The organism is Acetobacter sp. AN02, from assembly GCF_029759835.1.
In the GTDB taxonomy this organism is placed as follows: Bacteria; Pseudomonadota; Alphaproteobacteria; order Acetobacterales; family Acetobacteraceae; genus Acetobacter.
The window spans coordinates 1-5,701 of the sequence record NZ_JAJJND010000118.1; the positions used below are offsets into that span (position 1 = coordinate 1).

At 53.9% G+C, this 5,701-nt stretch carries 3 protein-coding genes and 1 pseudogene; all 4 read right to left on the reverse strand.

The genetic code is table 11. The features are described 5' to 3' along the window. Positions 1 to 52: 52 nt before the first annotated feature. Complete coding sequence (locus tag LOC54_RS11005; RefSeq protein ID WP_279313856.1) at positions 53 to 1,714, reverse strand: TolC family protein; 1,662 nt, start codon at positions 1,712 to 1,714, stop codon at positions 53 to 55. Continuing rightward, the gene (locus tag LOC54_RS11010; protein ID WP_279313857.1) at positions 1,707 to 3,845 is read right to left on the reverse strand and encodes an FUSC family protein; all 2,139 of its coding nucleotides are present in this window, start codon (positions 3,843 to 3,845) and stop codon (positions 1,707 to 1,709) included. The genes LOC54_RS11005 and LOC54_RS11010 overlap by 8 nt, the downstream gene beginning before the upstream one ends. A gap of 160 nt (positions 3,846 to 4,005) precedes the next feature. Continuing rightward, entirely contained in the window at positions 4,006 to 4,983 is a 978-nt protein-coding gene (locus LOC54_RS11015) for a biotin/lipoyl-binding protein (protein WP_279313858.1), read from the reverse strand. Positions 4,984 to 4,986: 3 nt separating this feature from the next. Next, positions 4,987 to 5,175: pseudogene (locus tag LOC54_RS12385) on the reverse strand (YtcA family lipoprotein); the annotation flags it as partial. Positions 5,176 to 5,701: the final 526 nt, after the last annotated feature.

Genomic DNA, 5,701 nt, shown 5'->3' on the forward strand with positions numbered 1-5,701 from the left:
GGCGTATCTGTCCCATAATGCTTCCTTCCACTCGCGTGAAAATATTACACCATCAAACCCCGGGACTAAACACGTAGTTGTTGTCGTCACCAAAAGTTTCCATTCCGGCAGCTGACGTCAATGCACCGGTAGCATAAGCGAGGGCCGCCGCGTTCATTAATGCCTGAGCATGGCTGACAGCATATGCGCTGGTTGCCTGTGCAAGCTGTGCCTGAGCCTGCGTTGCATCAGTAAGATTGCCCACTCCGGCAGCGTAAGACGCGGACGCAGCTTTGAAGGCAGTTTGTGCAGAGTCCCGGGCCATGGCGGCTGAATGCACGGAAGAGAGGGAGGTGCCCAGTGAGTCGCGCGCGTTTGCGACCTGTTGTTCGGCAGCGAGAATATCCTTGTCGAGAGTGGCTCTTTGTGTCCGCTCACGTGATTGCGCCTGTCTCAGCTGGTTTTGCAGCGAACCGCCCTGAAAGAGTGGCCATGATAACTGGACTGCAACGGTGCCGTTGGGCTGGGCGACTCGTGATGCTGGTGCGCTTTGAGTATACCCGTACACTTTTTGTTCAGCTATATAAGCTTCTACATTTGCGCTGAGTTGCAGTTTTGGCAGCATGGCTTTCTGTGCGGCGCGTGTGGCTGCTGCTGCTGCGTCCATCTTATAGAGGTCGGACAGGATGTCCGGACGGCGCTCGAGGGATGCGCGCATCAGGCGCGACACGTCTCCCGGAATTTGCTGTGGAAGATGCGTGTCCCGCGAGGATACGACTGACAGGTTGGTGTCCGGGGGCAACCCCATCGCCTGCAGAAGAGCATATCGCGAACTATGCTCGGAGGTGCGCTTCTGGTCCTGTTGGAAAACGGCGTTGGCAGCGTTGCTACGAGCCAGGGTGACGTCGACGATGGTGGCTTCGCCATGGGCGTATCGAGATTCCGCTGAAACCTGCAGCAAGTGGGTATTCCGAACTGACTCTTCTGCGGCTTCATAATCGGCGACTGATGCTTCGTGATTATAGTAGGCGTTGATGACGTTCATGAATAACTGTTGATGGGCCTGCGTAAAATCAAAATTTGATGCGATTGAAAGCGCTTTTGCGTTGTCAATTGTTGCACGGGTGTGGCCGAAATCAAACAGCAGATAAGACAGCTGAATTTCAGGAAAGGCCGCCGCCGCATTGGCCGCCATATACCCTTTAGGGGTCAGGAAGTTCGGCATGGCGGTGACGGTACGGCGTCCTCCCGCTAGCAAGGTTGCTGTGATTTGCGGAGCCAGTGTTGCCTCGGATATACCCACGGCAAGTGCATTTTGCCGTGCCTGCTCCCATGACAGGCGTGTCTGCGGATTGTGCCTCTCTGCGATGTCAATCAGTTCGGAAAGCGAAAGCTTTTTCCCGGAGATTATAACATTGTCCGCAGGAGCGGTGCCTTGCTGGGCTGACGGTATACCGGCTTCGGTTGCGATCTGATCCAGTCTGCTCAAACTTTGGGAAATTTTACGGCGCGTCTGTTCCGATGCCGGCGCGGCAAAGCCATCGCTGCCCGGCGGCATTTTCAAACCTGTCTGCTCTGCCGGATGCCACGGGTGGTCAGGCGCCGAGGGAGCGAGGTCCGACGTGTCGTGGCATCCGCTTACTGCCGCAAGAACGAAGCACAGTGAAGAGATAAAGGGGAGACCTGTTCTTCTGTTTCTGGTTGCAGCAGATTTCCAGTTCGAAGACTCAACCATGTGAAATACCCGCATTCTTATGCTGTGCGGCATCCAACGTGCCTAGAATACTTTTGATCCCGTCATCTACTGACGAAAACCAGATTGTTCTCTCGGGATCATCGGGAATGACCGGGGGAACGGGAACGGATGATTTCAGTTCGTCATATCCTTCTCCCGTCACGATCCAGTGGGAGAATCTGTCGAGCCACCCCTTCAACGCTATAAGCGTCGTGTCGACTATTCCACTCGACAGATGGGACATATCGACGATGACTGATATTTTTACTACCAAAATCTGGATGTCGGTAAGAAGGCGATGGCTGAAATCAGTGGCGAAAAGTCTCTTGCTGACCGCCGCGCTCTCCAGTGCATCTCCACTGAACGATGATCTGACGGCCGCAATGGATTGGCCGAATGCTTCGCGATCTTTTTCCTGCACAGGATCGAACGGCGCTTCCGGGTTTTCTTTTTTGAAAACTGTCATGTTCGCAAGAGTTTTTACAGCCTCGGCCAGATTCTTGCGCGCGATGGTGGCGACGCTGACGGGCCAGAGCGTTGTCGAGACCAGGGCGACCACCACATTGCCCAACAGGACGCCGATGACGCGGTCTCTGGCCGTCTGCATGTCCAGTGTAGGACCATATCCCTGAAGAATACTGAGGCAGAAGGCGAAAGCTGTTTGCACTCCAGCATAGGCGATTCGATCACTGCCCGACTTTATCCAGGCAGAGACAAACAGTACGGGCGTCATCATGAGGATAAGTCCCATGATGCCTGTAATGACTGGCATGAACACGAGAATACAAAAAATACCCGCAAGACCGCCGGCAAGTGCGCCAAGCAAACGCAGAAACATCTTGTGTGTTGTATCGCCGATTGTTCCCATCGGAACGACAAAGCAAGTCAGAACGCAAGTTCCGATTGCAGGCCAGTCTGTAAAACGTTCGATAAGATAACAGATGATAACCGATACGCACAGTCTTCCCGCAGCGTGACGACCTGCGCGCTTGACGGCAGCCCCAGGCTTGAAAAGCGGTGCGGGCTTGTCGTCGATCTTCGGCAGCAAGGATTGATCGACTTCTCCAGGTCTGGAGCTCAGAGCAAGAATAATTCCAACGCTACGCGCGATCTCCCGAGCCAATGGGTGCAGTGCGGGGCTGGAAGCGAACGCTTTTGCAAGATGCTTCAGATTGTCGGCCACATCGTGACCGAAACCAGATGATGCAATCTCATCGTCAGCTTTTACGATCAGTCTCGCGGAGTGTCGAAGAATACCAGATGATGTCTTCAGGAGATCTGGTGTTGTCGGTGACGCCTCGGATTGCGGGATTTTTCTTTCGTTGACGGTGGTGGCCCATAATGTCGTCATTAGCGAGATACGGGAGATGTAGCGAATTAACGCACGGCTAGCTGCGGGATTTTCTGCTTCCGATTTGAACGACGCAGCCAGATCATGCAGCTTTCTCATGCCGGAAACGCCCTGAAGTGAAGCTGCGAAAACCCTTTTCATCGAAAGACTCTTCCGTTCGCATCCTTCGTCCATTGCATCGGCAACAAGTAATAATCTGTCAGATTCTGCCTTTTTCAGTACCTTGCCGGGATCACGCCCCCACAGGTGGTTTGTAATAATGATCAGTGTCAGCGCTACGGCGTAAAGGAGCGCGAACCAAAGGCACTCGTGGAGAAATGACTCTTCAGGCGACAAATACGCACTGTCGCGTATGACACTGTCTGTGGTGTTTCCAACCCAGGCGTCTATCGCGTTGCCCGCGCTTTCCAGTTGATCCACCATCGTCAGCAGATAGACAGTCCAGAAGAAAAATACGTTGGCCAGCATACCTGCCGTCATTACCGCGCTCAGATATCCGGCGCAAAGCGTCAGAAGGACCATCAGAGGCAGGCGGATCGCTGGCTCATCCAGCGTAAACATCATGCACAGGATGCTCGCGCCAGTACCGATCACGATCATACCGCCGCCGGTCAACGCCATACGCGAACTGGTCGCCGCGTCATTACCCGAGAGCAGGAAGCCGGTCCACACGAAGAGCGCCACTTCGGGCAGCCGAAACGTTTCTCCAATCAGAAGAAACAAGATGGCGAGACATGTCAGCCTGATCGTATTTTTCAGCCGTCCGGGAGATGGTGCCATTTCTGCGACCATCCCCCGAATGGTGAAAACCGGGTCCCCCTCATCAATAGAGAGAAGATGGACATTGCCAGAGTTATTTGCTCTCGCAGTCCGACGTCTGAGCGAGAAGGGGCGAAGACTCATCTCTGGATTGTCGCAACGACCGTTGCACCGATACGCATCAGCTCAAGGGGGGGTGATCCAGACTGATACGTACAGGGTAACGTTGGGCAATTCTGACCCAATTCAGGTTACGTGCAACCTGAGGCAACCCGCTCGTCAAACTACCTACATCGGGTTGAACCCCCCCACCGAGGCTATCCACATGACCGTGCAGCACAACATTGGGACGAGCCAGAACATGGATGATCGCGCGTTGACCAGGATGAAAGTCCGGTACCTGGGTTTCCCGGAAATTGGCGATCACCCACCAGTGCTCGGTGTCAATGATCGTAAACAGAGCTTTGCCTTCTGCCGCATACTCGCCAGCGGCGATATTGAGCCCTGTTATCTGACCGTCACACGGCGCTTTAACTTCGGTTAAACGCAAGTCTCTCTGCGCAGCCGCTAACTGAGCGCTTGCTCCAACGATCTGGGCTCGAATCGGCTTGTCGTCGCGAACGTTCTTCATTGCGGCATTCTGCGAATGAATCGCCTGCTCAAGCCCCGCCGCCGAGGTTTTCACATTACTTCTGGCCTGATCAAGTTGCTGAGCCGTCACGAAGCCCTGTCGGGCGAGAGGGGCCAAGCGAGCTTCGGTAGACTGGGCCAGCGCAAGCTGGGCCTGCATCTGTTCGACACTGCTACCCTGAGCGTTGGCAGTTGCCACTTGTGAGCCAATTTGCAGATCCTGCAGAGGCAACTCCGCCTTCAGATTATCCAAATTGGCCTGAGCTTGCTCCAGGGCGTAACGGAAAGGTTCTGGATCGATAACAAATAGCGTATCACCACGATGCACAAACTGATTATCCCGCACGTTGATGGCGATAATTCTACCACTGACTTCTGGGGCCATGTTGACGATATTGGCCTGTATAAACGCATCGTCCGTGCGAGGGCTGCGATCAACAAGATAGGCTGCTAAGGCGGCGAGCAGCGCGCACAGCAACAAACTGGTGACGAGAAAAACATATCCCGCCATTTTTTTCGAGGATGCCATCTTTCAAATACCTATCCAGATGATCCAGAGAGCCAGCGTAACGGCTGTGCCAAATGCAAGCCATGAAAGCATTGGAACTGGGATAGCATCGTCAAAATCGAACGCGCTAAATATAATGCGGGTGAGTGCTGCCATGCTGGTGCCAGCAAACGCACAAACGAGCCAGGAAGGGAAGAAAGATCCGAACAGCTCCTGCGTCGGCGAGGTATTACACCCCCCCCACGAACAGACAGAGCAACAGGGTCGTCTTCTTTATATTTTTGATTCTTGTCAGATACATTACAACTCTTCCATCACTCGCAAGCAACGTATATGCGGCGCAATGGTTTCAGGAGGGGAAAGGCTCAATATCGCGATGGGTGTGAGCCATCATTTGGATGACTGAATGTAAATGTTGCCCTATCCCGACACGCTTATCTGCCACACTCGCATGTCTGCCAGCCCGTGTCGAACGAAAAAACGATGGGGCATGCGTGACCGAATCTGTTGCCGAGATCAGGAAGAGCCGTGTGAATTCAGGGGGTTGTTATGTCCGGTGTTTGAACCAGAAAACGATAAATTAACTCATGCTGCACTTCGATCCTGCCGGATCAGCGGCCGCATTCCTTTTGCACCGATCCGGGGCACGCCAGTGGCTGACGCTTATACCAACCATTGATTGCTAGAACCTATGCGCCCAATTGCGCAGTCCGATTGACATGATGCGCCAAGGTTGTTC